Raw genomic sequence first — 25,288 nt, 5'->3', positions numbered from 1 at the left:
GCTTTTTGTGAGCGGGCCAGCTTGGTCACGTCCACAGTGTCAATCGGCTTGAGATTGGGACCCTGGATCGGCGCGGAAAAGGGACCCCGTTGAGCTGGTGAGGACTTGTCGTCCAGGTCGTCCATGGAGGGGACCCGCGCGTGCCGCGCAGTGCCCTCATCTGCGACGGAGCGGCACGCGTGGGGAGGCGCTGTGGGCGACCTGGACGACCCGGCGGCCGAGGTCAGGCGCGGTTTTTGAAGCGCCAGCTTTCGTTGCCGGTCTCGAGGATCTCGCAGTGATGGGTGAGCCGGTCGAGCAAGGCGGTGGTCATCTTGGCGTCGCCGAAGACCGACGGCCATTCCCCGAACGCCAAGTTGGTGGTGACGATCACGGAGCTGCGCTCGTACAGCCGGCTGATCAGGTGGAACAGCAGCTGGCCGCCGGATTGGGCGAACGGCAGGTAGCCGAGTTCGTCGAGGACGATGAAATCCATGCGTGCGAGGTGGTCGGCCAAGCGGCCCTGCCGGCCGGCCCGGGTTTCGGCTTCCAGCCGGTTGACGAGGTCGACGACGTTGAAGAAGCGCCCCCGGGAGCCGGCCCGGATGCAGGCCCGGGCGATCGCGACGGCGAGATGGGTCTTGCCGGTCCCGGTACCGCCGACCAGGACGGCGTTGCGCTGCTGGGCCAAGAAGGCGCCGCCGGCGAGATCGCGCACCAGGGTCTCGTTGACCGGCGTGTCGTCGAAGACGAAATCGTCGACGTCCCTGGCGAGCGGCAGCTTGGCGATGGTGATCTGGTACTTGATCGAGCGCGCCTGCTTCTCGGAGATCTCGGCGGCGAGCAGGTCGCCGACGACCCGCTGCGGCTCGTGCTGGCGCTTGACGGCGGTGGCGATGAGTTCGTCGTAGGCGGCCTTCATGCCGTAGAGCTTGAGTTCGCTCATGGTGGCCAGGATCTCGGCACGCTCCATCACAGGGGTCTCCTCAGGCTGCCGTAACGGGCGCAATCGGCGGCCGGCTCGTGCCGAAGCCGCAGGGCGTCGCAGGTCATGATCGTGATCGCCGCCGCCGGTTCCCGGCGCCGGGCCAGGATGTTGAGAATGACGGCGGCGGAATGGACGCCCTCGCGCAAGGCCTCGGTACAGGCCGCCTCGACGGCCGGCAGCCCGTCGCTCAGCACGGCGCCGAGAATGCCCACCATCTGCCGGTCGCCGTCCTCGACGGCGGCGAGCTTGCGCCGGACGCGCTCCAGACCGGCCGGCAGGACCCAGTCCTTGAACGGTGCGCCGTTGCGCAAAGCCCCCGGCTTGCGCGCCAGGACCGGGACATAGTGCCAGGGATCGAACACCGTCCGGTCGCGGCCGAAGCAGCGGGCGTGCTCGCCGACGACCCGCCCATCCTGGCGCAGTTCGATCCGCTCGGCATAGGCGCGGATTTCCACCGGACGGCCCACCGCGCCGGCCGCGACCGAGTATTTGTTGTTGTCGAAGCGCACCAGGCAGGTCTTGGACACCGAGGCCGGCACCGCATGGAAGCCGTCGAACCGCCCGGCATAGGGAACCAGGCTCGGCCGCTCCGCCTCGAACATCTCCCAGACCGTCCGCTCCCGTAATTCGGGATGGCGATGCGCCTTGGTGTAGGCGACGCAGCGGTCCAGGAGCAAGCCGTTGAGTTCGTCGTAGCTCTTCACCCGCAGCCGGGGTGTGAAGAAGCGCTCGCGGACCAACCCGACCTGATTCTCGACCTGCCCCTTTTTCCAACCCGAAGCCGGGGTGCAGGCGACCGGATCGACCAGATAGTGGCTGCACATCTGCAGGAAGCGCCGGTTGTAGACGCGCTCCTTGCCGGCGAAGATCGTATCGACCGCCGTCTTCATGTTGTCGTAGATGCCCCACGTGCAGGCTCCCTTGAAGAAGGCGAAAGCCCGGTCGTGGGCGTCGAACACCATCTCCTGGCTTTCGCGCGGGTAGGCCCGCACGAACAGCATCCGGCTGTGGCACAGCCGGACATGGGCCACCTTCACCGTGACGGTCGTTCCGTTGATCAGGACGACCTCATGGCTCCAGTCGAACTGGTAGGCCTCCCTCGCCCGGGGCGAAGCTCAACGGCACGTAGGCTTGGGCGATGGAGGGCCCCTGCTCCCGCCGCCAAACCCGGGCGTAGCGGCGGACCGCGTCGTAGCCGCCCTCATAGCCGCGGGATCGTAGCATCTCGAACAGGCAGACCAGCGTCAGGCGCTCGCGCAGAGCCTTGCCCTCGTTGGCCAGCAGCAGAGCGTCGAGTTCTTCACGCCAGGGGCCGATCTTCGGCAAGGGCTGATTCGTGCGCGTGTAGCGGAACTCCGTGGCCTCCGACCGGATCACCTTTCGCACGACCTTCCGGGACAGCCCGAACTCCCGGCAGATCACCTTGATCGGCTTCTGCTGCACGAAGTAGGCACGACGGATCTTCGCGATCGTTTCCACAATCAGCATCCCTCGATAGGCCTCCATGTCCTCCATGGCGGCCAGTGTGGACCCAAAGCGGCGAGGGTCCCGTTTCGATGCCGATCACCCTCTCTACGGGGTCCTTATTCCATGCCGATTCACAGGCGTGCGCCGAAACGGACCCAAAACGCCGACAGCCCGCCTCGTTGGAGGCGGGCTGTCGACTGTCGGTGGTTGCGGGGGCAGGATTTGAACCTGCGACCTTCAGGTTATGAGTTCGTTTTCAAGCCCCTCCTCACACATTTCCGGCACCACGCCAGAACATCCGATTGCGCTATAATACTCTGTTACTATTGACGTTTTTTTTGGAAGGCAAACTACGCTACAGCTTCGTCGGAAGCGCTCTCTTTTCCTCCCAAGTGATTCCGATTTGATTCCGGAAATTCCGGCGCTTGTGGGGTGCTCCATGACCAAGATCACGAAACGGTCCGTCGATGCCGCCGTCCCCGGCGAGCAGGAATTCTTCCTTTGGGACGAAGAGCTGAAGGGCTTCGGACTGCGCATCTATCCCTCCGGCCGGAAGATGTATCTGGCCCAGTTTCGGGCCGGCGGCCGCCTGCGCCGCGTCAACATCGGCCCCCACGGCGTCCTGACGCCCGACGTCGCCCGGACCGAGGCCATGAAGCACCTGTCCGATGTGCGGCGCGGCAGCGACCCAGCGTCCGAGCGCGACCGACGCAAGGTATTCCCCCACCATGAAGGAATTCGGCAAGCGCTTCCTGGAGGACCACGTCGCCTCCCACTGCAAGCCGACGACCCGGGCCGAATACAAACGCTCCATCGAACTGTTCATCAACCCCAAGCTCGGCAGCCACCGCATCATCGATGTGAGCCGCGCCGAGGTGGTCGAGCTTCACCAATCCCTGAAAGCTACCCCTTATCAGGCCAACCGCACCCTGGGCGTTCTCTCCGTCATGTTCACCGTTGCCCACACCTGGAGCGTCCGGACCGATGGCGTCAATCCGTGCTGGAAGGTGAAGCGCTACAAGGAGGTCAAGCGCGAACGCTACCTCACACCGGATGAACTCGCCCGCCTTGGCAAGGTGCTGCGCGAATCCACTTCCGAACCGGAAGCGGTCAACTGCATCCACCTTCTCCTTCTGACAGGCTGCCGCCTCAGCGAGATCCAGACGCTCAAATGGGACTACGTCGATCTCAACGCCGGTGTGCTCCGATTGCCTGACTCCAAGACCGGGGCAAAACTGGTGACGATCGGGAAAGCCGCCGTCGAGGTGCTCAAGGACATCCCCAAGGTGACAGACAACCCCTATGTCATCACCGGCCGAATAGAAGGCCAGTATCTGACCGATATGCAGCGTCCCTGGCGCCGGCTGCGCAAGCGCGCCAAGCTGGAGGATGTGCGCATCCACGACCTGCGGCATTCCTTCGCCTCCGACGCGCTACAACTCGGCGAGGACCTGCCGATGATCGGCCGCCTGCTGGGACATACCCAGGTTCAGACGACCGCCCGGTATGCTCACCTGAAGACCGATCCGATCAAAGCTGCAGCCGACAAAGTAGCGGATGCTATCGCAAGCGCCCTCGCCCACCCTCTCAGAAAGGCCACACATCAAAGCTGATTGAATCAGTCAATCCTGAGCACCATCATGAGAATAAAGCGCCCTCATTCACAACCCTGCACCCCCATCAATCCTAGGACCTGTTTCGAACGAACGTGCGACCTTGATAAAATGTTGAGCAGATGGAACCAGACCAGTTGCCGGCCAAACAGCGGCGATAGTCATAACCAGCGGTGGCGTCAACGGACGACTGGTGATTCCGATCGCAGTTACAAGGGATTGGTTGGAAGCAGGCAGCACAGCGATGCCAAAGCCAGCCGCCACCAACGCCAGCCGAACTTCCTGGTGGGGAAGAGCTGTGGTGATGCGCGGCTTGACACCTACTGAATAGCAAGCATCAAGCAGCAATCTGGCTGCCATACTATCGTACTCCACGGATCCGACGAGTAGAAGTTCGTCAGCCAGGCGACGAACATCGACGGAAGGCTCCGCCGCCAATGGATGAGTAGCCGGCAATGCAAGATGAACATCTTCTCGCCATAACGGCTCAGTCGTTGCATTGCCAATAGGATCTATAAACGGAAGTAGACATAAATCTAAATGCCCGTTATCGAGCATCGCCAGAAGATTTTGGAGGGAGCCACCATAGACAACCACACCATATTCCGGATTTCCATGTAGGAATGCTTGAAGTGTCTTTGCCATCCATCCTGTTGCAGCGTCAGCGGCTATACCAAGACACATCGGTGCGCTTCCTCTGCTTACTGTGGTCCGAGCAATGACGGCCGCCGCATCCAAAGCAGCAAGAATGCGTTGTGCTTCGCTCAAGAAGGCACTGCCGGCGGCCGTCAAGCGGCTGCCTGAACTGGTACGTGTCACCAGTTGCACACCAATATCCATTTCCAATGCTCGGATCGACTGGCTGAGCGCTGGTTGGCGTAGGCCGAGCCAATGCGCAGCACGATGAAAGCTGCCAGCTTCAGCCAGAATATTTAAATAACGCAATTGCCGCAATTCCATTGCCCACCCCACATTTAGACAGAACAAATAAAATAATATTTGATACTATCAATATAGACTTTCCATGTATGGCAAAACAGTCCATGAATAGAAGAAATATTCAATATTCACCATAATACATGATTGACCCATCAGCCGCGGCAACTCATGCCGAAATCCGTGTGCCTCCAGAGAATGCGCAAGACAGCCTTCCCTGAGGGATTGTCAAAGAAAGCCCTACGCTCCGCCTCCCGCATGGACCGGAGTTCCGCAGCAAACGTTGGGGCCACCTTCTTCAGTTCGCCAAAAAAATGTTCCCATGTTTCAAAGCTGAACCGAGCGACGGCATGGGAGAGGCCGCCTTGGTGTCCCAGCGGTTCCTTCATGTCCAAAAACGGCATTTCCCCCATGGCGTAAAAACAATCCTCCGAAAACGACCCGATATGAAGCTCGATCCTGACCATGGGCTCCCCTCCCACGTACGCTGAAGGACATGCCGCATCCGAACGACAGGCGCTCATTCCCTCACTCCCAGGACACGCGCTCTCCGGTTCTCCGCGACGGCCGACTGGGGGTTGCGAGGACAAAGCCGGGCAGGACGGGCGACGGCTTCCCGAACAAGTAGCCCTGTCCGTAGCGGACCCCGAGCTTGCGCAGGTATCGAAGCTGCTCCTCGGTTTCGATCTGCTCCGCAACGAGGTCGGTACCGAGATGGCGGGCAATCTCGACGATGGACCGCAGAATGGTCAGATCACGGCCGTTGGTCAGCGCCCCTTGCACGATCCGGCCGTCCAGCTTGACGTAATCCACGCGCAGCTCGTTGAGCGACATGAACGATGTCGTGCCGCTGCCGACATCGTCCAGGCAGATCCGCAGGCCGAGCTTGCGCAGGTGCCCCAGAACCCGGTTCAAACCTTGGAAGTCGTTGACCGTGGCCGTCTCGGTCACCTCGACCAGCAGCTTGCGGGTGAGCCCCTGGTGTGGCCGGAGCAGCGCCTGAAGTTGCTCGATGATCAGCGGGCTGGCCAGGGACACGGCCGAAAGGTTGATGGCGATGTCCGGTACGGCACGCCCCTGGTCTTCCGCCTGCTTCAGCACGTCGAGGGCGGCTTGGCAGACCAGAAGGTCCAGATCGCAGATCAGCCCGATCCGTTCGGCGAAGGCGATGAACTCGGCGGGAGAGCCGCAATCGCCGACCCGGATCAGGGCTTCGACATGGTGCAGCTTCCCTGTCGCCAGGCTCACGATGGGCTGGAACGCCAGATGGAAGTCACGCTGTTCCAGGATGCGCCGGACCTGGGCAACCCGGCCGACCGTGTTGTGGAGCATGTCCACCACCGCCCCGTTGATGTCGGCGATGCCGAAAGCCCCGGGTTCCTCGGCGGCGAACTTATGCAGGGTGTAGGACAGCGCCCGCGCGACATCAGACATCGGCATTTCGCCGCCCTGCACCGGGATTTGCCAGACATGCAGGGCGTCGCGCAGCTCGTCCGCACCGTGCCGGGCCAGCAGGCGGCCGATGTCGAGAATGATCTCCTCGCGCGTCACGTCGTCGCGGTGGAGAACGGCGTAGCGCTCGTCGTTGAGGCGGACCGCCGCGTCCCCGTCCGTCGAAACGGAAAGCAGATAAGCCTCCAGGGAGTTGCGCATTTCAGGAGCGTTGTCCCGATCGGCAAGCCCGACGATGTCCAGCAGGGACAACCGCTGGCCCCGCTCGGTCGCGCCCGCCGCGCACAGGCGGCTTTCCAAGCTCTCGGCGAAGGATTTCAGGTCGGACAGGCAGCGGCCGACGGTCCGCCCCGACACCCGTGCGGCAATGGAGAATCCCAGAAAGCAGCGGTCCGCATAATTCGGCAGGCGGCATCCGCCCATCAGCATCGCAAAGGGTTGCCCGGCGACGGTCTTTAGGAAGACATGGGTGGGGTCGAGCTTTCCGGAGTCGATCAGCCGCGTCAGCAGCATGCGGAAGAAGGTGTGCTCCCCAGGCGGCAAAAGGTCGAACAGGGAACAGCCGACCAAGTCCTCGGCGCGCCGGTCCGTCAGTCCGCATCGCGCGCCCGCCGCAAAGACGATGCGGCCGTCATTATCGGTCTCCAACAGGAGATGGGCCGACGCGAAGGCAAAGGCCACGAAGCGGTCGCGGCCGAGCACGGTCTGGGCGTCGGATGGTTTCTGAGTTTGGTCTGCCATGGTCATGCCCTTCAACCGCTGAAGCGGACACCCGCCGCGGGATCGCAGGCGGCGCCGCGGGCGCCACCGGTTGTCGTCGCCGTCCTCGGAATCATGTGGAGCGCACCGCGGTCAGGAAAGCGTCGACTTCCCTGCGCAAGGCGCAGGCTTCGGTGCGCATGCGATCCGCCGCGTCGAGCACCGCGCCGGCTTTGCGTTCCGTGTCGCTGGCGGCCATCGCGATCCCGGACACCTGCGACACGGCCGTGTCCGCGGTGGAGACCGCGTCCGCCAGCATTGTGGACACATGGCTCAGGCCTTCCTTCTGGGTCCGCATCTCGGTCGCCGTGGACTTGGCCAGCCCGTCCAGGCTCCCGACCATCGCGATGATGCCCTGGATGGCTGTGACGGCGGCGGCCGTGGCTTGCTGCATGTGCGCGACTTCCCTGGTGATCTCACCGGTCGCCTCGGCCGTCCGGTTGGCGAGGTGCTTGACCTCGCCGGCAACGACCGCGAAGCCTTTTCCGGCCTCGCCGGCGCGGGCCGCCTCGATGGTGGCGTTCAGCGCCAGCAGGTTGGTCTGCTTGGCCACCGTCTCGATGACGACGATGACGTCGTCGATGCGGTGGGCCGCCGTCGCCAGCGTGTTCATGCGCTCATCCGTTTCGCGAGCCTGCGCGACCGTCCGCACGATCTGCGCCGCGGACACGGCGGAATGGCGCTCGACCTCCGTCACCCGTTCGGCGAAGGCGGACAGGGTTTCCAGCGCCCGGCGAACCACATCGGACGTGGCCCGGCCGGCAGCGCCGACGTCCGACACGATCGCTACGGTCCCTTCGGAGCTTTCCGCCAGAATGGCTGCGTCCGCGCGCAGCGACGCCGCCGCGTCGGCCATCGTCGTGGCGATGGCGAGCGTGCGGTTCTCGAAATCGGCGGTCCTGCGCTCCAGATCGGCCATCCGGGCGGCCATGTGCGCGGAGGAGCGGTTGATCGCCCCGGCCGCCCGCGCGAAGGCGCCGTGCAGGCCGGTTTCGACCAGACAACGGCTGAACTCGCCCCTGGCGATGGCGTCCAGGGACGCGGTCGCCTCACGGACGAACGCGTCTACCGGGTCGAGGAGGTCGTTGATGGCATCGAACAAGGCCCCGACCTCTCCGCTCTCGCGCATGCGGACGAGGCGGGCCTCGAACCGTCCGGAGGCCCCCTGGCGGCACACCTCGGTCGCCCTCTTGATCGCCTCGCCCACCCGCCATTGGAAGAAGAAGGCCGCGAGCGTGGCCGCCCCCGCCGGCAGCGTGACCACGGCCATCGGCAGCGCCGCTCCGCCCGTCGCGGTTTCCCACAGGGCCGACCCCAACAGCAGGGCGGTCGAGCCGGCGGTGAGGATACCCGACCTATAAAGCGAAGATAAATTTATCATAGGTTGTGCCATTCCGCTTGAGGAGGTCGCTCAACAGAGCGGTGGAGGCGACCATGGCGGCCTTGGGGTTTGCGTGGCGTCGCTCCTCGGCCAGGAGTTGCGCGTACAGTGGCTGGATCGTTTCGACGGCGTCACGGCGAGGAACGCGCCGGTTCGAGTGATAGCCGATGGCTGTGCCGTTTTCGTCGAAGCTCGGCGTCACGTGGGCGAACACCCAGTAATGGTCGCCGGTCTTCGCACGGTTGTCGACATAGGCGAAGATTTCCCGGCCGGCACCGATGGTGTCCCACAAAAGCTTGAACACGCAGGCCGGCATGTCCGGGTGGCGCAGGATGTTGTGCGGCGCTCCGATCACTTCATGTTCGTCATACCCGGAGATGCGCAGGAAAACCCGGTTTGCGTAAGTGATCCGGCCCTTCAGATCGGTTTTCGTGACGATCAGCTCTCCGGGATCGAAGGTGCGTTCAAACCCGGTCAGCGGGTGATGCCTGTTTGCCATCGGGCCATATCCTTGCTTGCTGTGCCCTTGCTCACGCTGCCTCGCTCAGGCGGTTCGACTGGCGAACCTCGCTCAGGAAGTCCTCGACCTGCTGTTCCAGGGCTTCGGACTGCCGGACCAGCTCGTCCGCCGCCAGGGTGACGATGTGGGCGGCTTGCAACGTTCCCTGTGCGCCCGCGGAGACGTCGGCGATGTGCCTGTTGATGTCCGCGGTTCCGGCCGCGGTCTGCTGGACGTTGCGGCTGATCTCCGCAATGGCGGCGTGCTGCTCATGGATGGCCGCGGCGATGGACGAGGAGGTCTCGTGGACCTCCTGGATGGTGCCGACGATGTTCTCGATGGCCGCTACGGCCTTTTCGGTCGCGTCCTGCACCACCGCAATCTGCTGGGCGATCTCGTCGGTGGAACGGGCGGTCTGGCTGGACAGGTTCTTCACCTCGTGCGCCACCACGGCGAAGCCCTTGCCGGCCTCGCCGGCGCGGGCGGCCTCGATGGTGGCGTTCAACGCCAGCAGGTTCGTCTGGCTGGCGATCTGACGGATGATGTCCACCACCTCGCCGATCCGCCCGGCGGCGTGCGCCAGCCCCTGGACGATCTGATCGGTGCGGCGGGAGCGGTCCGCCGCCAGACGGGCGACATCGGTCGACCGCTCGATCTGTTGGCTGATTTCCTGGCTGGCCGCATTCAGCTTCTTCGGTGGCCGAGGCGACGGTCTGCACATTGGCCGAGGCCTGCTGCGAGGCGCTGGAAACGGCCGCGCTCTGGGCGCTGGTCTGCTGCGCCTCGGCGGACATGGCGCCGGACGCCGTGTGCAGGCTTTCGATCTGCCGGCCGATGGCGGCGATCATGCCCTTGACCCGCTGCTCCATGGTGTCGGCCATCGCGAGCATCGAGCGCTTCCGCTCGATGACGACCTGCTGCTCATGCTCCTCCTGCTCGGCCCGCAGCCGCTCCACCCGAAGAAGGTTCTCGCGGAAGCCCTCCAAGGTGCGCGCCATGTCGCCAAGCTCGTCCCCACGGCCGAGTCCGGGGATGGACGCCACCTTGCGGCCTTCCGAAAGGTCGAGCATGACCCGGCGGAGCGCGTCGAAGGGGCGGAAGGTGACCCGCATCGCAACGAACACGGCGACCGCGACGATGGCCGTCACCAGCAAGGCGGCCAGCGTCACCCGCCGGATCAGCGCGTCGATGGCTGCGTAGAACTGGCTCTTCTCCACGCCGACGAACAGGATGCCGATGACGCGGCCGGAATCGTCGCGGATCGGATCATAGGCCGTCATGTAGTGCCTGCCGAGAATCGTGTTCTCGCCACGATACGACCGACCGTGCGTGAGCACCGCCTCGTAGGCCGGTCCCGGCGCCAGTCGGGTGCCGGTCGCACGCTTGCCGTCCGTCACGATGGTCGTCGCCACCCGGACATCCCCATGAAAGATCGTCGCGACGCCACCGACAGCGCCGGCAAATCGGTCCAGCAGCGCGTTCTGCCCGTCGAGCTTGCGGGCACCGACCCAGAGGGTCCCTTCCTCGGATCGAAACGCGCCTCCATGCGACAGCACCAGTTCCCGCATCGCAGAGACGTTTTCGTCCAGGCGCTGGTTCGCCTGCTTGGACAGGTGGGCGTTCAGATCGTTGCCCACCAGCAGAATGAGCGTCCCCGACATGAGCAGAAGACCAAATATGGTGGTTGCCGTGATCCGGCTGGCGAGGCGGGTTTTTCGAATGACGTTCAGCATGGGTTGGGTCCCGAAACGAGAAGAAGGGCCTTATGCGGTGCGAATACCGGAAAGGAAGAGATCGACCTCCTCGCGGAGGACTTTTGCCTGCCGGTCGAGATCATCGACAACGGCCTGAAGGGTATGGCCGACCTCTTCGACCTTATGGATGCTTGAGCCGACGATGCGGATGTTGTCCGTCACGGTCTCGGTGCCTTCCGCAGCTTGCCGGCTGTTGGCTGCAATCTCGCGCGTGGCGGCGTCCTGCTGCTCCACGGACTCCGCGATCGTCACCAGAGCGCCGTCGATGGAATCGATGGTGGCCGCAACCGTCCGCACCGCCTGAACGGCTTCGGCGGTGCTTTCGGTGATGGCGCCGACGCGCTCCATGATCTCGCGCGTCGCCCCCATGGTCTGCGCGGCGAGCGCCTTGACCTCGGAGGCCACCACCGCGAACCCGCGCCCGGCGGCACCGGCCCGCGACGCCTCGATGGTCGCATTGAGGGCGAGAAGGTTGGTCTGCCCGGCGATGCTGGAGATGAGATCGACGATGCCGGCGACCTGCCGCGCCGTTTCCTCCAACGCGCGGACCCGTTCTGTCGAACGCACCACTGAAGCGACGGCGTCCTTCGACACCCGGGTGGAGCGCGACACCTCGTCGCCGATGGCGTGGATGGAGCTTGCCAACTGATCCGCGGCCGCGAAGACCGATTGCACGCTGCCGCACGCCGTCCCGGCCGCCTCCGCGGTCCGCTCGGACGTGTGCGTGGCGGCATCGGCCGTTTCGGTCATGCTGCGCGCCGTACCGACCAATTGTTCGGTGGACGAGGAGAGGTTGCCCAGGACCTGGGCGATCGTGCCTTCGAAATGGTGGACCAACTCTTCGATGTGACGCATGCGCCGCTCCCGTTCCGCTGTCTGGGCCGCTTGACCGGCTTCGAGTTCGGCCCGCTTCTCCGCATTGCCGCGGAACACCGCTAGGGCGCGGGCCATGGCGCCGACCTCGTCGCGGCGTTCCGCGCCCGCGATATCGACCACCCAATCCCCGGCGGCCATGCGCTCCATCGAGCGGGTGATGGTGGCGACCGGGCCGGTGACGCGCTTCACCAAGGTCCAGCGGACCACCAGCATGCTGGTCACGGTCAGCAGCACGCCGCAGCCGAGCAATTTCAGCAGAATGTCGCGCAGGCGGCTTTGCTCCGCACCGACGTCGAGCTGGCTGGACAGCACGGCGATGACGTCGCCCTTCCGCAGTCCCATCGCACTGTGGCACGTGAAGCAGACCTCCTGGTCGGCACCCGGCGTCTCACCCAGAACAATGGGCAGCGTCATCCGGTAGGCGTCGCGCACATACCGGCCGACCGGTTTGCCCGAACGGAGCGCTTCCCGGTCGATGTCGTCGCGCGGTTCCTTGGGCGGGGTGCTCGGGGAGCCCTCGGCCATGTGGCTGGCGACCGACGGCGACCAGGCGCTCCAGATCTGACCGGGATAGTCGGTGTTGCGCTGGCGGAACCAGTCGTTGAACACCCCGATCCCGACATCCTCGGCGTCGGTCGGGCGTTTGGCCATCACGCTCACGATGAGCGCGTGCAGCGAGTCCAACTCATTGCGGCTAAACTCTTCCATGTTGTGCTCCATCTGGTCCGTCTGGAGCCAGGCGACGCCAAACAGGCAGACAGCCGACAGCAACGACAGGCCGATCCCGATCAGGGCCATGAACTGCCGCTGCAAGGACATTGAGGCAAATGGCGCTTTCCGAATCATTCTGATGGGCTCGAACAACAATCTTTGCGGGTGACGGATTATGAGTTGAAAACCCAAACTCCGCGCAAACATAACCTATAAATACCGAGAGTCAACAATGCGCTGCATTCAATCGACGATTAGCTATGGAGGCGGTGAATATTTGTTAACTATGAAGATATGCTTGTTTGGTTAAAATACATAAACGTAACTTTACTGTTGCTTCTTCATTCTCAAAATAATCCACCCCAACCCTTCCGAACGATGGCTCATCCTTGGCGATGCACATCGCAAGTTGAGCGGCGGCTTTGGCTTTGATAATGGCGCGCTGAACCCCACTGCCGGAGGCCGCCGATGTGGACGCCCGAGGAACGCCGGTTGGTTGGCGATTACGGCACCAGCCAAGCGCTGAGCGATGACCAGTACCGGTTGATCGAACCCCTGATCCCGTCGCCCAAGCCCGGCGGACGCCCCCCGCAGCACGGACATGCGCCGGCTGCCTTTGTTCTACGTGGTGCGGACCGGCTGCCAATGGCGCCCCCTGCCGCCCCCGCCAGCCTTCCCGCCCTGGTCCACGGTCTACCGCTACTTCCGCGCCTTCCTGGAAGCCGGCGTGTGGGAGACCTTGCGCCACCATCTGGTGGTGATGCTGCGCGAGCAGGAGGGCCGCGATCCGACCCCCTCGGCCGCCATTCTCGACACCCAGAGCGTTAAAACCACGGGAAAGGGGGCGCGCGTGGCTTCGACGCGGCCAGGAAGGTCAAGGGCCGCAAGCGTCACATCGCCGTCGGCACCTCGGGCTTCCTGCTCGGTGTCCTCGTCCACGCCACCGACATCCAGGACGCCGACAGCGCCGGAGCGTTGCTAACCCGGATCAAGCAGCTCTACTGCTGGCTGCGGGCCGTCTTCGCCGACAGCATCTACAACCGGATGCCGGTCATCCTTGCCTGCTTCCTGCTCGGGCTGACGCTGATCATCGTCCGCCGCATCGCCGGTGGCGGCTTCATCCTCGTTCCGCGTCGTTGGGTCGTCGAACGATCCTTCGGATGGCTCGGACGGTGGAGGCGCTTGTCCAAGGATTACGAGGAGCGCACCGGCGTCGCCGAGGCCATGATCACCGTCACCGCCATCAGGATCATGCTGCACCGTCCCGCTCACCCGAACCGCAAGCGGCTTCCTTCACCAAGCTTTTGAAACGGGCTGTCAGCAGCCGAGGCCGGATGGACGAGAGGCGGGCAGGATTGAGTGGTGGAAGGTTGCGGGTGTTTGCCGAGGTTAGCCTTTGCAGGACATCCGGGCGGAGGGTCCGCAAGGCTTTCGCCAAACTCCGGCTTTGTTCCACCGACCACATCTGCGGCGAACCCCCACCACAAAACAGGACACGCTCCAAGTCCTTTGTGGCAAGCATGAGGGCTGCCCCTTCCGGGTGATCCTCCAGCCGGCACCGTCCGGCCAACCGATCACGCCATCGGGTGAAGGTCGTGTAGATGGCGCGTGGGTCGTTCCCCCGGCAAGCTTGCAGCAGTGTATTGAACATGCTGCGTTCCGATTGCTGCCGCCGAAGGCGCCACGCTTTCCATGCTTGAGCAAGACGGTCCCTTGCCAAAACGGCGAGGACGGTCAGCAGGATAATCCCACCGAAAACCACCGCCAGCATCCAGATCCGTCCTGGACCAGCATCCGGCGAGCCGCCCGGCGGCATGACCAATGGCGGTGGAGCGGCAACGGTTACGCGAACCGCCGGGAAAGTGACGGTGCGCAGACGGTCGGACTCCAGGTCCCACCATGTCTGCGACACGGCCGGCAGGTCGAAGCGCCCTGCCGTCTCGAAGACGTAGGTTGTCCGGTCCGTGCGCTCCCCGGTCAGATCGCCGCGCTCGATCCGGTCGTCGATCCGGGCTGGCTCCCCATAGACGCGCACCCCGTCCGGCGCCGAAAAGCGGATGTCCGGAAGCGCGCTGCCCGGAACATCGGCAACCTCCCGCGTGATGGTGCGGACCAGGGCGTCACCGGCCTTGAACACCGTGTCCGGTTCCGGCGCCCAGCTCTCGTGCGCGCTCAGCCGTGTGGACGCGGTCACCGCCTGCGACGGGTCGACCCCCGGGGGCACGGTGACGGACAGCGTCAGCGCGGTGCCGGACACCACGCCGGTTTCATGTTCGTTGCGGTCGAGAAGCACGACATTGGCTGCCGGGATGGTCAGAGTGCCACCGCGCCGTGCGTACAGGGCGAATTCGAAGCGTTGGCCGACATAGGCCTGCCCCCGGATGCCGTCGCTCAGCGAGGTCGCCTGGGTCTCGAAGCGGAAGATCTGCGCGGCGTCCATGGCCGGCAACGTGACACGCGGCGGGTAGATCATCCCGTCCAGAAACAGGACGTCAACGAACACGCGCACATGCTGCCCGATGATGGCGGTCTGGTCCGGGCGGCTCGACATGCGAACCACGACCGGGGGCGTGTCCGTTCCCTCCTCCGCGCGCGCCGAACCGGTGGCCATGCCGCCGATGGACAGCACCATTGCCAGCCAGACCGCCATCCAACCGCACCGCTGCGGCTTGCGAGCCAGGCTCATGGCACACCTCCCGGAGCAGTGCCGGGTTCGGGCGCTGCCTGAAGCTGGTAGGCGAAGCGCGCCCGCAGGAAGTCGGCCGGTTGTGTCTGCACCCGCTTGAGCCACAGGGCGCGGATCGCCTCGTCGCTCATCGGGGCACCGCCGGCGGTCTCCGTGTCCTTGCCGCCATCCTTCTTGGTCCGGTCATAGACGACGTCGTCCGGGTCATCCTCGGTGTCGCCGTCGTCGCCGCCTTTTGCCCGGACGCGGTCGGCGCGCAGACGGGCGAGCGTCCGGTTGGCCTCGGCATCCGCCCAGCCGGGCCTGAGGGCGAGCGCCCGGTCGTAGCGGGCGACCGCATCGTCGTATTTTCCCCGCATCACCAAGGCGTTGCCCTGATCGTAGGCGGCGTCCGCGGTGTCGATGCCGGCGAACTGCGACGCCGCGTCCTTGAAGTTACCGGCCTTCATCAGCGCCACGCCGCGCCACATCGGATCGATGAAGGCGTCGGCGGCTTCGGCGTACCGCCCCCGTTCCATAAGCCAGCGACCACGCTGGTCGGGCGTCGTCCACAGGTCTTTCCAGCCGAGGAGCAGCGTGGCGCCGGCCAGCGATAGGAGAACGATGGCGAGAATGCCAACCATGGCGTTCCTCATGCCGCCAGCCTCCAGCCGCGCCGGAACCACCCGAGCACCAGCGCGGCGATCAAGGGGGTCAGCCAGTAGCCCGCATCCTGCCAACGAGCCTCATCCCCTTGGGCGGTGGCCGCCGGGGCGGTCGCGGAGTCCAGGCGACGGGCGACGGATGCGGCGTCGGTGGGATCGGGGGTCACTTCCACCACGCGGGCGTCCAAGACGGTGGCAGCGTTCTGCAAAGCCGTGTCCTGGGCGACGTGGTCCGGGGGCAGCATGACCCATAGGACGGTTGGCGGCCGTTCGGCGCTCTGGCCCGTGCCCCGCAACGCGTTGGCCTGATCGGGCGCCACCGCATCGGCCAGCACGACCAGCGAACCGCCGCGCTTGCCCTCCGCCAGCACCCGCGCCGCCAGGGTCACCGCCTGGGCAAGCTGATCGCCTTCGCGCGGCATGATCTCCGGAGAGAGGGCGCGGGCCATGGTCAGCACCACCTCCTTGTCCGTCGTCGGCGGCAGGACCAGATGCGCCGAGCCGCTGTAGGCGACGAGGCCGGTGGCCGCCCCCTCCCGCTGGTCCAGGAGGTCGGAGATTTTCTGCCGGGCCCGTTCCAGCCGGGTCGGCGGCAGGTCGGGCGCCGTCATGGTCGGGGTCACGCGCAGGACGATCATGGCGGGCGGGGCAGCGTCGGCGAACAGGGAGGGCTCCCGCCGCCACGTCGGTCCGGCCATTGCCACGATCCCCACGAACCACCCGAGCAGCAGCAGCGTGCCGGGCGCGAAACGCCGGTTGGCTCCGCCGCCAACGGTCAGATGGGCCAGCAGCTCCGGAGCCATGGCGGCCCGCCAGGGCTGCAGCGGATCGCCCGTCCGGCGGTCGAGCCACCACAAGGCCACCGCGGGGATCAGCAGCAGCAACCACCAGGGACGCAGCACATGCAGCTCGGACAACGGATCGGTCATGGGCGCACTCCCGGCGTCGCGGCTGAATGGCCATCGGCGCGCCCGGACGGGGAGCCGCGGCGCAGCCTCGGCAGCAGGCCGAGTGTCTGGGCCGCCATGCTCAGGATGGTGAGCGCCGCCAGCGGCACCCAGAACAGGTCGGTCCTCGGCCGGACGGACATGGTGTCCACCTTCCGGGTTTCGATGGCGTCGAGCCGTTGGTAAACCTCAGCGAGCTGGGTCCGATCAAGCGCGCGGAAGAAGCCGCCGCCGGTTGCGTCCGCCACGTCCCGCAGGGCCTTCTCGTCGAGCGCGTCCTCGCCGACCGCGGTCGGATCGCCGATAGCGATGGTGTGGATGGTGATCGCCTTGTCCTTGGCGACGCGGGCGGCCTCCGCCGGCGGGACGCGGCTCGCCGTGTCGTTGCCGTCGGTCAGGGCGATGATCGTCTTGGCCGGCACCGTCGAGCGCTCGAACAGCGTGATGCCCAATCCGATGGCGTCGCCGAACACGGTGCGTGGACCGGCCATGCCGACCTGCATCTCCTGGACGAGACGGCGGCAGAGCCCAAGATCGGCGGTGAAGGGCACCAGCGTGAAGGGCGCGTTGCCGAAGACCACCACGCCGACCCGGTCGCCGTCGCGGCGCGACAGGAAATCGTCGAGCACCTGCTTCACCGCCGTCAGCCGGTCCACCGTCGCTCCGCTGGCGTCGGTGAAATCGCGCGTCTCCATGGAACCGGACAGATCGACCAGCAGCAGGAGGTCCCGCGCCGGCTGGTCCCGGTGCAGCGGCGGCTCGATCCATTGTGGACGCGCCAGGGCGCCGACCGACAGGCACCAGCACAGGATCAGCACGGCGGTCCGCCAGATGCCCCGCCGGGCAACGGCGGTTCCCCCCTGGGGTACCGCTCCGGTGAGCGCGACCAGGGTGGCGAAGAAGGGCACGCGCACAGCCGGTCGCCGTTCGATGCGCGGCGGCACCATCCGGTGGACGATCCACGGCAGGGGCAACAGGAGCAGCAGCCACGGATAGGCCAACGTCAGCATGGCCAGCCGCTCCGTCTTGATGCCGGAGCGCGGTGGGTCCGGAGCCACAGGCGGGCCGTGGCAGCGATCTCCCGCAGGGCGTCCGTGCCGCCCTCGGCGGCCCCGTAGACGAGGTCGGGAAGACGCCGCGCCGGCCCCGTTGTGAAACGGTCGGTTCCCGCGGTTCGGTCGAGAAAGGCGAGCCACGAGGCTCCGTCGAGGCCGGCGACCTCCGACCGGGGATAGGCGGCGAGCGCCGCCCGCTTCAACAGCGAGGCCATGCGTTGGGCGAGCAAGGCCGCATCGGCTTTGCCGATGTCACCTTCCAGCGCGTCGAGGACTCGCAGGGCCTCCCGGCGGTAAGCGTTGGCGCGGTAACGGGCGATGGCACGGACGGCCAACAGGAGACCGGCCAACAGAAGTCCCGCGGCCAGAATCCACCAGCCCGGCGCTGGGGGCCACCAGGGAACCGGGTTGGGGAGCGCAAGGTCGCGAAGGTTGGACAAGCTCGCCGGATCGTCGCTCATACGCGCGCTCCTCTCCGCTCCGCCGCCGAAAGTGCCACGCGGTGCCCAAGCAAGTCGCGGAGCTGATCGACCACATCGTGGTCGGTGGCGATGGGCAGGACCGGAATGGCGTGCTCGCGTGCGAAGCCGGCGATGCGCGCCCGACGCTCGGCAAAGCCGGCGGCGAAGCGGTCGCGCAGGCCGCGCGCCGCCGTGTCGACCTCGATCTGACCCGGTCCCTCCGCGACCACCACCCGGCCCATATCCGGCAAGGCCGCTTCCATCGGGTCGTGAATGAACACCGTCAGCACGTCGTTGTGCGCGGCGATCCGCGTGACGAGCCGGACAGTCTCGTCGTCGGCGCCGAAGGAGTCGGTGATGAGGCACAGCAGGCCGTCATGCGGGAGCAGGCGGATGGTCCGCCGCAGGGCATCGTTGAAGAGGACCGGATCGGCCAGGGTTTCGCCGCCGGCGCGCAATGCCCGGTTCTGACGGACCACAGTTTCCAGGATGCGGGGGACCGCCCCGTTCCGGGCCTGCGGCCTGATTTCAGTCACCTCACTCTCGGAAAAGACGATGGCTCCGACGCGGTCGCCGAGCGATGTGACGCGCCAGGCCGACAGTGCCGCGACCTCCGCGGCGGCGACCGACTTCATGGCCCGCCGGCTGCCGAAGAACATGGACAGGCGCTGGTCCACCAGCAGCAGCACGCTCCGGTCCCGCTCCTCCGTGTAGACGCGCACGTAGGGGCTGCCGAGCCGGGCGGTGGCGGGCCAGTCGATGGTCCGGATGTCGTCGCCTTCGACGTAGCGGCGCAGTTCCTCGAAGTTCAGCCCGCGCCCGCGCAGCCGTGAGGCGTGGCGTCCGGTCAGGATGCTGTGGACCGGCTGCCGCGGCAGGAAGCTGAAGCCGCGCGCCCGATGCCGGAGGCGCTGCAGGGCGTCGAGCGTGACATAGGCCCGCGCCGCGCCGTCGGACGGCGCCTTGCGTTGCCAACGCTTCGGTTCATCCATCGCCATTCGTCGTCCTCCGCACGCCGGTTCAGGCCGCGACGGCAACCTGCCGCAGGATCTCGTCGGATCACCCCATTGCTGGTCACGCCGTCGGCGATGGCGTCGTAGGTCAGGGACACGCGGTGGCGCAGACAGTCATGGGCGACGGCCTGCACGTCCTCGGGCACCACGTAGGTCCGCCCCTGCAGCCACGCATGGGTGCGCGAACAACGGTCGAGCGCCAGCGAGCCGCGCGGACTGGCGCCCACCGCGATCCAGGCCTTGAGCGTGTCGCCATACTCCTCGGGCCGCCGGGTCGCCGCGATCAGGGCCACGATATAGCTCTCGATCGCCTCGGCGGTCGTCACCTCGGCGATCTCCGCCCGCGCGTCGAAAACACAGCGTTGGGCGATGCGCTCCTCTTGCGGCGCACGGTCCGCTTCGGGGGCTACCGCCTGCTCCCGGCGCACCAGCCGCAGCACCTCCACCTCGTCGGCATCGCTCGGATAATCGATCCGGACATGCATGAGAAAGCGGTCCATCTGCGCCTCGGGGAGCGGGTAAGTGCCTTCCTGTTCGATGGGATTCTGCGTCGCCAGCACCATGAACAGGCCGGGCAGCGGGTACCGCTTGCCGGCAACGGTCACCTGCCGCTCCTCCATCGCCTCCAGCAGGGCGGACTGCACCTTGGCCGGCGCCCGGTTGATCTCGTCGGCGAGGATCAGGTTCCCGAAGATCGGGCCCTGGCGAAAGCTGAAGGCCGCATCGCCCACACCGTCGCTGCGGTAGATCTCGCCACCCGTGATGTCGGAGGGGAGCAGGTCCGGGGTGAACTGGATGCGGCTGAAGTCGGATTCCAGGCTTTTCGACAGGCTCTTGATCGCGCGGGTCTTGGCAAGGCCGGGCAGGCCCTCCATCAGCACGTTGCCGTCCGCGAGAAGCGCAATGACAAGCCGCTCGACGACGCGTGCCTGTCCGATGATGGACCGGTTGAACTCGTCGCTGAAGCTCCTGGATGGACTCGCGTGCCGTCATGTCGGCGCTCCCCGCCCATTGTTCACGGTGTACGTTCACCGCTGAAAGGGAAAGACGGCCTTCCAATCCGCCTTCATGTTAACGACGAGCCAGCCGCGCCTCGGCGCCTCGTCCAGCGCCTTGTCCAGCTTTCCGACCGCCGAATTGCGGTCGTAGGCCCATTCCCGCTCGGCGTCCGTGTGATGGACGAGCAGGGCGAAGCGCGGTCCCGGCGCCAGGGTGGTCCATTGCAGCATCTGCAGGTCGCCGTCCGAGTTGCCCGCCGCGAAGATCGGCCGGCGCCCGATGGCCTTGGCGATTCCGACCGGCTTGCCGGGGCCGTCGTCGATGAAGTCGATCTCCGGCAGCCGGCGCAGCGCCGGGCTGTCCCCGGTCAGCTCGTAGCGGAGCTTGATGCTGGAGCCGACGACCTGCTCCGGCGGAATGCCGTAGATGGCCTCCGTCCACGGGCGCATGAATTCGACCCCGCCGCCGGACACGATGTAGACCTTGAAACGCTGGTCCTTCAGGTAGGTCACCAGCTCGATCATCGGCTGGTAGGCCAAGTCGGTGTAGGGACGGTCGAAGCGCGGGTGCCGGGCCGTCGTGATCCAGGACCGGACGGCCTCCGTGAACTCCTCCGAGGTCATGCCCGCGTGCGTGGCCATGACCAGACTATCGATGGCCCGCATGCCACCCGCGGCGACGGCTTTCTGGTCGCCTTCCAGTGCTGCCTTGTAGGGCTGTTCGGTGCGCCATTCCGGATGCTGCGGCGCCATGTCCTTCAGGCGGTCCATCAGGAAGGCGGCCTGGACGTAGCCGGGTTGTTCCGCCCACAGCGTGCCGTCGTTGTCGAAGGTGGCGATGCGCTGCTCGGTTGGAACGAAGTCCGCACCGCCCTCGGTCGTCACCCGCGCGACGAACGCCATGATCGCGGCCTTGGCCGCGCCGTCGTTCCACGAAGGCAGCGGATCGCGCTCCGCCGCTCCGCCCGATCCGCCCGATCCGGCGAGGATGCCGGAGGCCAACGCCAGGATGCAGGCCATGGCAACCCATCGGGCAGCGGCCAATCGGACCCAGGGCATCCGGCAACACGACAACGGCATGGTCGCACCCCTGTTGTTCAACCGAAACGGCATGGCCGCTCAGTGCGGTGTCGAGGATGGTTGAGGCACCCACAGCGGCAAGGAGACGGTGAGAAACCCGGTCGTCCCGCCGGGGACGCGGTTTTCCACGGCGAACTCGCGGTAGACCTTGATGCGGGTGGAGACCGGCGCCTTACCGATCTGGAAATTGTACCCCGCGGTGCCGCCAAGCGCGGTCACGCGCCCTTTGAAGTCGCCCAGCACGGCGCCGGAGCCGCTGTCGCCGCTGATCTGCTGGTAATGGTAGCCGACGATCCCGATCGAGAAGTCCTTCGACAGATACTGGGACGCCGCCCATTCCAGATGCAGCTCCGTGCCGCTCCGGTAGTCGGTCGCCGGGTTCTCGCCGTTGAACGTCACGCCGATAACCCCGGACAGGTCGAGCCCCCGCTCCGTGTCGAGCCAGGTGACCGCGCCGCTGACGTCGGTCGCCCAGCGATTGAAGGAGATGTTGGCGAGCGCGCCCTTGCGGTAGTCGCCGACGGGCGTGTTGACCGACACGATGCCCGTGGCGCGAAACCGCCCGGACTCCCAGCCGAGCATGCCGGAAAACACCGGGTCGCCGATGGTGAAGGCGCTGTCGCTGGTGGAACTGCTGTAGGGACCGACCACCGCGCTCGCCGATACGTCCGGCCCTCCGAACGGGATGGTCGCGGAAAAGGCGAGCCGGGCACCGCCCACTGTCAAGGGCGTCGACCACAGGAATGTAGGCAGGTCAATGTACGCGCTTGAGCGGAAATCCGTGGCGAGATTGCCGTGCACCGGAAGCGTCCGCGAACTGCTTCGGTCCGCGTGGAAGACGTAGAGGTCGTTCTGGAAGAAGACGCCTTGCGGCGGAACGGCCGCGGCCAACGGCCCGCGTGATCCAAGCAGATAGAATCCGGTCCCATTCTCGGCCGCGCGTGCCTCCTGCACCGGAAGGCCGCATCCGATCGCAGCGGCCCAGACTCCGCACAGCCACGTTCCCAAGGAAAGCCCGAGCGAGATCTGCTGGCGGACCATCCGCACATCGCCACACGGATCGGGTCCGACTGCGCCAACGTCGAAAGGCATGGCACCATCCTGTTCTGGTTCGAGATCTTATCCGGCGGCCCCTTTTGTCAGGCTGTTCCGATGGCCTATCCGGTGGTGGCCTACCCCGTTGTTCCTTCATTGCCCCAGGCTGAACTGAAGATTGAGGCCTGCGAAGACCTGCCAGCGGGGAATGCCCGCCCCATGGTGCAGGACTGTGTATTGGGGCTCGATATAGGCGTTCACCGATGCGGTCCGGCTGACTTGCCAGACCTTGCCCACGCCGAACCCCAAGGGGGCATAGCGTGTGTCGTTCTCGATATCGAAGTTCCAGATGGCGGAGGACCGCAAATAATACCCGTCCGGCAAATTGTAGAAGAGTATGGGCTGGACGGTCAGCAACTTGACCGCTTCCCGATCGTCGTCGCCTGCGAAGGATTGTTGATAGGTCAACAGACCGCCGACCAGCCCCCACGACTGTGGTGCGACCGCAACGCCTGCCGCCCCCGCTTGCCATTTTCCAGCGCCAAGCACCCGGCTGCTGGCGGTCGGCGCGACCAGCATCGGACCGAGGCCGAATGAAACGTCCTTTCCCGGAAACATGAAAAGATCCATCAGCGTCAAGTCACCCAAGCCCGTTTCCGAGCCATCGGGAAGCGTCGGAGCGGTCGCGATGGGCAACGTGAACCGGAAAAGTTGTGGAGCGCCGAACAGGTCGGACGGTACCAACCCACGCAACAGAAGCTGGTTGGCGTCCTGATCCGGCCCCCTGATGAAAGAGGGAATGTAATAATCCTGAAGATTGAAAGTGATCTTGGGAGTCAATGGGTTGTTGGCCTCATTCTGTCCGCTGTTCGGCGCATTGGGCTGCTTTGCAGCCTCCTGTGCCGTCGAGGTCGATGCGAGAGCGGCATACGCAGCAAAGACCACAAAGACGCTGCTCACTCTTCCGAGCGAACCGCGAGACGTGTCATCCATTGACTTCTCCTGACAAGGGAGCCACCCCTTGCATTGACCGATTGGCATCACGCAACGGCCCTTTAAGGCCCGTTCACCTTTTGCCCACACCTCACTAAAAAGCTTGGCTAACTCAGGGCAATAATTCATACCATTAATGTAAACATAGCCCATTAACGGAGACACAGCTTGGTCAATGTGCACCGCTAGAACAATCTACATTTTCTCTGACAATTTTTTGATTTCTGGAATAGCTATCCGACTGAGAATTTGATGCATCGCCATCTCAGGTTGGTGTCTGGCATAATTTTCTGAACGAGAAAGCATTTTACCGTAACGCCGAGCGTTTATTACCTATGAGAGGCCCCGTCGGCACAGGAGGGGGCGAACGTTTGTGGGAGCCGGCAGGCTCGGTAGGTTTGCGCATTGCGATGCGTGGTCTGGGGGCAGCCCTGATGACGAGCAAAGTTCCATTGCCGTTGCTGTACGTGTTTGCCGTACGCTGAAACAGCACCCACCCGATTGAAACGGTAACTAACCTGTTTCGGAGAAGACGGTCCGGTCCATCTCTGTTACGGCTTACCCATCAAAGGTTGCCTACTTCGCTCCGCTGCCACGCAGGTCCGCTCTCCCAGGTGAGCGCTCGCGCGTCGCGTCGCCATGTGCCCGCTGTAGCGGGCTGGGACCGGAAAAGGAGAGCGCCATGGTTCCCGTACCTTTATCCGTCGTGCGCTCATCCGATGCGTACGGAGGAGCATCATTGAATGCCTGGACCTGGCTGCACCGGCTGACCAGCGGCGGCCAGTTGATTGTTGTCACCGCATCGCTGATGCTTATGCTTCTCTTCACTTTTTCCGCCAAGGCACAATCGCCGCCGAGTGAGCCGGCCAAACTGAGCAGCGCACAGCTTCAGACGCTGGTGAGCCGGGTGGCCCTATACCCAGACGACCTTCTGGCGATCGTGCTTCCCGCCTCCACCCAACCCCTTCAAGTCGTCGAAGCACAACGGCTCTTTGAGCAGCGCCGCGGCAATCCGAAGGTCAGCCCTCCCAAGAGCTGGGACCCGAGCGTCGTCGCGCTTCTCAATTACCCGGATGCTCTCAAGGTGATGAACGACGACCTCGATTGGACCCAGCAGTTGGGCGAAGCCGTGGTGCGACAGCAGAGCGAAGTCATGGATGCGATCCAAAGCTTTCGTCAGAAGGCCTACGCGGCTGGCAATCTGGTGTCCAACGACAAGCAGACGGTGACCAAGCAGAAGGAAAGCATCGTGGTGCACTCGGCTGACCCCACGGTGATTTACGTGCCGACCTACAACCCCGCGACGGTCGTTTATGTAACGCCGCCCGCCGCCCCGCCTCCTTACTATTGGTCACCGCCTTATCCGTATTACTACGACCCTGCGGCGGCTTTCTTCACCGGGGCGGTGTTCGGTACGGCCTTGGGCTTCGCCCTGTCATGGGACAATCACGACATCTACCATGGCGATGTGAACATCAACCGCAACGTCAACATCAACACGCAGAATGTCCGCGCACGGATCGACGGCATTTCGCAAAATCGCGAAAATCGCTGGCATTCGGCCAACACCGAGCTGGGACGGCAGGCCCATGTGAACCGGATGGGCGGTGCAGGACGCGCGGTTGCGCCGTTGAACGCCGAGCAGGTTCGCCGCGGGCTGGCCAACGCAACGCCGGAACGCCGGGCATTCTCTCAGCGCCCACAGGGGGCGGCGGGTCTGGACCGGGCGCCCGCCTCGCTGGCCAACCGCGGCATTGCCGGGGCTGGGGAGCATTTCAATCCCGGCGGACACAACGCCTTCTCCACCATCGAACATGGATCGCTTGCGGAGCATCAGAGTCTGCGCGGTCTCCAGAGCCTTGGGGGAGCGGGTGGGTTCCAGGGGGCGGGAGGATTTGGGGGATTCCATGGCGGCGGTTTCCATGGTGGAGGCTTTCACGGCGGCTTCCACAGACGCTGAA

General features: G+C 65.2%; 18 protein-coding genes and 6 pseudogenes. 5 read left to right on the top strand and 19 right to left on the bottom strand.

All coding sequences use genetic code 11. The features are described from left to right. Positions 1-223: 223 nt before the first annotated feature. Complete coding sequence (gene istB, locus ACWPN7_RS28790) at positions 224-952, bottom strand: IS21-like element helper ATPase IstB (protein WP_349622040.1); 729 nt, start codon at positions 950-952, stop codon at positions 224-226. An 8-nt stretch (positions 953-960) separates the two neighbouring features. Beyond that, a pseudogene (gene istA, locus ACWPN7_RS28785) lies at positions 961-2,455 on the bottom strand (IS21 family transposase); the annotation flags it as partial. 418 nt (positions 2,456-2,873) lie between these two features. On the opposite strand from istA, the pseudogene ACWPN7_RS28780 reads away from it, so the two are divergent. Both ACWPN7_RS28780 and ACWPN7_RS28775 read left to right on the top strand, forming a co-directional pair. Then, a pseudogene (locus ACWPN7_RS28780) lies at positions 2,874-3,083 on the top strand (Arm DNA-binding domain-containing protein); the annotation flags it as partial. Positions 3,084-3,162: 79 nt separating this feature from the next. Further along, a complete protein-coding gene (locus ACWPN7_RS28775; RefSeq protein ID WP_459198094.1) occupies positions 3,163-4,047 on the top strand; it encodes a tyrosine-type recombinase/integrase in 885 nt (294 codons plus the stop codon). 48 nt (positions 4,048-4,095) lie between these two features. On the opposite strand, the gene ACWPN7_RS28770 is transcribed toward ACWPN7_RS28775, so the two are convergent. The 7 genes and pseudogenes from ACWPN7_RS28770 to ACWPN7_RS28740 form a co-directional block, all read right to left on the bottom strand. Next, entirely contained in the window at positions 4,096-5,007 is a 912-nt protein-coding gene (locus ACWPN7_RS28770; protein ID WP_459198093.1) for a LysR family transcriptional regulator, read from the bottom strand. A 131-nt stretch (positions 5,008-5,138) separates the two neighbouring features. Beyond that, positions 5,139-5,450, bottom strand: coding sequence for a hypothetical protein (locus tag ACWPN7_RS28765; RefSeq protein ID WP_175429839.1), 312 nt, complete (start codon positions 5,448-5,450; stop codon positions 5,139-5,141). A gap of 61 nt (positions 5,451-5,511) precedes the next feature. Further along, positions 5,512-7,176: a sensor domain-containing phosphodiesterase gene (locus ACWPN7_RS28760; protein WP_492273541.1), complete on the bottom strand. Its 1,665-nt coding sequence runs from the start codon at positions 7,174-7,176 to the stop codon at positions 5,512-5,514. Between the two features lie 91 nt (positions 7,177-7,267). Next, entirely contained in the window at positions 7,268-8,575 is a 1,308-nt protein-coding gene (locus ACWPN7_RS28755) for a methyl-accepting chemotaxis protein (RefSeq protein ID WP_459198091.1), read from the bottom strand. Next, positions 8,550-9,074: a PAS domain-containing protein gene (locus tag ACWPN7_RS28750; protein WP_137106359.1), complete on the bottom strand. Its 525-nt coding sequence runs from the start codon at positions 9,072-9,074 to the stop codon at positions 8,550-8,552. Before ACWPN7_RS28750 ends, ACWPN7_RS28755 begins: the two co-directional genes overlap by 26 nt. Positions 9,075-9,105: 31 nt before the next feature. Continuing rightward, a pseudogene (locus ACWPN7_RS28745) lies at positions 9,106-10,807 on the bottom strand (methyl-accepting chemotaxis protein). Between the two features lie 30 nt (positions 10,808-10,837). Then, positions 10,838-12,502, bottom strand: coding sequence for a methyl-accepting chemotaxis protein (locus tag ACWPN7_RS28740; protein ID WP_247881701.1), 1,665 nt, complete (start codon positions 12,500-12,502; stop codon positions 10,838-10,840). 508 nt (positions 12,503-13,010) lie between these two features. Between ACWPN7_RS28740 and ACWPN7_RS28735 the strand changes: the two are divergent. Beyond that, positions 13,011-13,145 (top strand): annotated as a pseudogene (locus ACWPN7_RS28735) (transposase); the annotation flags it as partial. A 116-nt stretch (positions 13,146-13,261) separates the two neighbouring features. Then, positions 13,262-13,723: pseudogene (locus ACWPN7_RS28730) on the top strand (transposase); the annotation flags it as partial. Here the strand turns inward: ACWPN7_RS28730 and ACWPN7_RS28725 are convergent. The 10 genes and pseudogenes from ACWPN7_RS28725 to ACWPN7_RS28680 all read right to left on the bottom strand — a co-directional run bounded on the left by ACWPN7_RS28725 (position 13,665) and on the right by ACWPN7_RS28680 (position 23,327). Then, positions 13,665-15,101 (bottom strand): hypothetical protein, encoded by a 1,437-nt coding sequence (locus ACWPN7_RS28725; RefSeq protein WP_459198089.1) that lies wholly within the window; start codon positions 15,099-15,101, stop codon positions 13,665-13,667. The pseudogene ACWPN7_RS28730 and the gene ACWPN7_RS28725 overlap by 59 nt on opposite strands. Beyond that, positions 15,098-15,736, bottom strand: coding sequence for a tetratricopeptide repeat protein (locus ACWPN7_RS28720; RefSeq protein WP_459198088.1), 639 nt, complete (start codon positions 15,734-15,736; stop codon positions 15,098-15,100). Before ACWPN7_RS28720 ends, ACWPN7_RS28725 begins: the two co-directional genes overlap by 4 nt. Then, positions 15,733-16,674, bottom strand: a complete 942-nt coding sequence (locus ACWPN7_RS28715; RefSeq protein WP_456531429.1) for a VWA domain-containing protein — start codon at positions 16,672-16,674, stop codon at positions 15,733-15,735. Before ACWPN7_RS28715 ends, ACWPN7_RS28720 begins: the two co-directional genes overlap by 4 nt. After that, positions 16,671-17,702 (bottom strand): VWA domain-containing protein, encoded by a 1,032-nt coding sequence (locus ACWPN7_RS28710; protein ID WP_459198087.1) that lies wholly within the window; start codon positions 17,700-17,702, stop codon positions 16,671-16,673. Before ACWPN7_RS28710 ends, ACWPN7_RS28715 begins: the two co-directional genes overlap by 4 nt. After that, on the bottom strand, positions 17,696-18,208 hold the full coding sequence (locus ACWPN7_RS28705) for a DUF4381 domain-containing protein (protein ID WP_149651447.1): 513 nt from the start codon (positions 18,206-18,208) through the stop codon (positions 17,696-17,698). Before ACWPN7_RS28705 ends, ACWPN7_RS28710 begins: the two co-directional genes overlap by 7 nt. After that, positions 18,205-19,200: a DUF58 domain-containing protein gene (locus ACWPN7_RS28700; protein ID WP_492273540.1), complete on the bottom strand. Its 996-nt coding sequence runs from the start codon at positions 19,198-19,200 to the stop codon at positions 18,205-18,207. The genes ACWPN7_RS28705 and ACWPN7_RS28700 overlap by 4 nt, the downstream gene beginning before the upstream one ends. Positions 19,201-19,325: 125 nt before the next feature. Beyond that, positions 19,326-20,126 (bottom strand): annotated as a pseudogene (locus ACWPN7_RS28695) (AAA family ATPase); the annotation flags it as partial. Positions 20,127-20,249: 123 nt separating this feature from the next. After that, positions 20,250-21,239 carry an HAD family hydrolase gene (locus tag ACWPN7_RS28690; RefSeq protein ID WP_459198084.1) on the bottom strand — a complete coding sequence of 330 codons (990 nt, stop codon included), beginning with the start codon at positions 21,237-21,239 and terminating at the stop codon, positions 20,250-20,252. A 99-nt stretch (positions 21,240-21,338) separates the two neighbouring features. Then, a complete protein-coding gene (locus ACWPN7_RS28685; RefSeq protein ID WP_492273539.1) occupies positions 21,339-22,391 on the bottom strand; it encodes a SphA family protein in 1,053 nt (350 codons plus the stop codon). 96 nt (positions 22,392-22,487) lie between these two features. Then, complete coding sequence (locus ACWPN7_RS28680) at positions 22,488-23,327, bottom strand: hypothetical protein (protein WP_040133956.1); 840 nt, start codon at positions 23,325-23,327, stop codon at positions 22,488-22,490. A gap of 682 nt (positions 23,328-24,009) precedes the next feature. Between ACWPN7_RS28680 and ACWPN7_RS28675 the strand changes: the two genes are divergently transcribed. Further along, a complete protein-coding gene (locus tag ACWPN7_RS28675) occupies positions 24,010-25,287 on the top strand; it encodes a DUF3300 domain-containing protein (protein ID WP_459198083.1) in 1,278 nt (425 codons plus the stop codon). Position 25,288: the final 1 nt, after the last annotated feature.

This window comes from Azospirillum sp. UENF 312511, assembly GCF_058780635.1.
The sequence above is the reverse complement of the archived record's forward strand: the minus strand, read 5'-3'. Positions and strand labels throughout refer to the sequence as shown.

Coding starts and splice junctions, on each gene's coding strand:
- istB (WP_349622040.1), bottom strand. CDS start 952: ATGGAGCGTGCCGAGATCCTGGCCACCATGAGCGAACTCAAGCTCTAC.
- ACWPN7_RS28775 (WP_459198094.1), top strand. CDS start 3,163: ATGAAGGAATTCGGCAAGCGCTTCCTGGAGGACCACGTCGCCTCCCAC.
- ACWPN7_RS28770 (WP_459198093.1), bottom strand. CDS start 5,007: ATGGAATTGCGGCAATTGCGTTATTTAAATATTCTGGCTGAAGCTGGC.
- ACWPN7_RS28765 (WP_175429839.1), bottom strand. CDS start 5,450: ATGGTCAGGATCGAGCTTCATATCGGGTCGTTTTCGGAGGATTGTTTT.
- ACWPN7_RS28760 (WP_492273541.1), bottom strand. CDS start 7,176: ATGGCAGACCAAACTCAGAAACCATCCGACGCCCAGACCGTGCTCGGC.
- ACWPN7_RS28755 (WP_459198091.1), bottom strand. CDS start 8,575: ATGATAAATTTATCTTCGCTTTATAGGTCGGGTATCCTCACCGCCGGC.
- ACWPN7_RS28750 (WP_137106359.1), bottom strand. CDS start 9,074: ATGGCAAACAGGCATCACCCGCTGACCGGGTTTGAACGCACCTTCGAT.
- ACWPN7_RS28740 (WP_247881701.1), bottom strand. CDS start 12,502: ATGGCCCTGATCGGGATCGGCCTGTCGTTGCTGTCGGCTGTCTGCCTG.
- ACWPN7_RS28725 (WP_459198089.1), bottom strand. CDS start 15,101: ATGAGCCTGGCTCGCAAGCCGCAGCGGTGCGGTTGGATGGCGGTCTGG.
- ACWPN7_RS28720 (WP_459198088.1), bottom strand. CDS start 15,736: ATGAGGAACGCCATGGTTGGCATTCTCGCCATCGTTCTCCTATCGCTG.
- ACWPN7_RS28715 (WP_456531429.1), bottom strand. CDS start 16,674: ATGACCGATCCGTTGTCCGAGCTGCATGTGCTGCGTCCCTGGTGGTTG.
- ACWPN7_RS28710 (WP_459198087.1), bottom strand. CDS start 17,702: ATGCTGACGTTGGCCTATCCGTGGCTGCTGCTCCTGTTGCCCCTGCCG.
- ACWPN7_RS28705 (WP_149651447.1), bottom strand. CDS start 18,208: ATGAGCGACGATCCGGCGAGCTTGTCCAACCTTCGCGACCTTGCGCTC.
- ACWPN7_RS28700 (WP_492273540.1), bottom strand. CDS start 19,200: ATGGATGAACCGAAGCGTTGGCAACGCAAGGCGCCGTCCGACGGCGCG.
- ACWPN7_RS28690 (WP_459198084.1), bottom strand. CDS start 21,239: ATGGCCTGCATCCTGGCGTTGGCCTCCGGCATCCTCGCCGGATCGGGC.
- ACWPN7_RS28685 (WP_492273539.1), bottom strand. CDS start 22,391: ATGCCTTTCGACGTTGGCGCAGTCGGACCCGATCCGTGTGGCGATGTG.
- ACWPN7_RS28680 (WP_040133956.1), bottom strand. CDS start 23,327: ATGGATGACACGTCTCGCGGTTCGCTCGGAAGAGTGAGCAGCGTCTTT.
- ACWPN7_RS28675 (WP_459198083.1), top strand. CDS start 24,010: ATGGTTCCCGTACCTTTATCCGTCGTGCGCTCATCCGATGCGTACGGA.